Origin of the sequence: Pseudarthrobacter sp. NPDC080039 (genome assembly GCF_040702335.1) — a bacterium.
Lineage (GTDB): Bacteria > Actinomycetota > Actinomycetes > Actinomycetales > Micrococcaceae > Arthrobacter > Arthrobacter enclensis_A.
In genome coordinates, this window is record NZ_JBFBKY010000076.1 from 1 (window position 1) to 1,071 (window position 1,071).

At 63.7% G+C, this 1,071-nt stretch carries 1 pseudogene; it reads left to right on the top strand.

The window, feature by feature from the left end:
- Positions 1 to 80: 80 nt before the first annotated feature.
- A pseudogene (locus tag AB0313_RS22130) lies at positions 81 to 1,071 on the top strand (IS3 family transposase); the annotation flags it as partial.

The window sequence follows — 1,071 nt, forward strand, 5'->3', positions numbered from 1 at the left end:
TGGTTGGGTCCCCGGTAAGGAGTCCAGTGTTTGTGTGAGTTTCGTGTCCGAGAATGGGCACAGGAGGAAATTCACGAATCATGGCACGCAGACACACCCCTGAGCAGGTCATCGCCAAGGTCCGGCAGGGCCAGAAGATGCTCAATGAGGGCCGCCCGATGGTCGAGGTCATCAAGGAGCTTCAGGTCACCGAGGCGACCTGGTACCGGTGGCTGAACCAGTACGGGTCGGAGAAGAACGCCGAAGCGTTCAAACGGACCAAGGAGCTGGAGAAGGAGAACGCCCGCCTTAAGCGGCTGCTGGCTGAGAAGGAACTGGCCATCGACATCCTCAACGAGGTGGCGAAGGGAAAATTCTGAGCCCCGAACCCCGCCGCCGTGCCGTGCGCATGGCGGTGGAGAAGTTCGGGGCATCCGAACGCTTCGCCTGCAAGGTCTTGGGGCAGAACCGGTCGGCGTTCCGCAAAAAGAAGCCCGACATGGGCTTCGAAGAGACGCAGCTCCGCTCGGAGCTGCGTGCCACCGCGGTGAAGCACCCGGCGTGGGGCTGGCGGAAGGCCCGCTGGCACTTGCTGGCCCAGCCGGCGTGGGCCGGGGTGGCGCTAAACCGGAAGCGCATCCGCCGCCTCTGGCGCGACGAAGGCCTGACCTGCAAGCCCAGGGCCCGGAAGAAGCGCCGCACCGGCCCCGGCGCCGGAGAACAGAAACGCCTGACGGCCGAGTATCCAATGCATGTGGTCAGCTTCGACTTCCAGTCCGACGTGACCTCCTGCGGCCGGCATATCCGGTTCTTCAACGTCATCGACGAATACACCCGAACAGCGCTGGCGGTTATCCCGCGGAGGTCGTTCAAGGCCACAGACGTGGTCGCGGTGCTGGAGAACATCATCGCCGAAACCGGCACCGCACCGACCTACGTCCGCTGCGACAACGGGCCGGAATTCACCGCCGCCGCACTGATCGAGTGGTGCAACACCGCCGGCGTCGACACCGCATTCATCGACCCCGGATCACCCTGGCAGAACGGCTTCATCGAATCCTTCAACGCCCAATTCAGAAGGGAACAACTCGC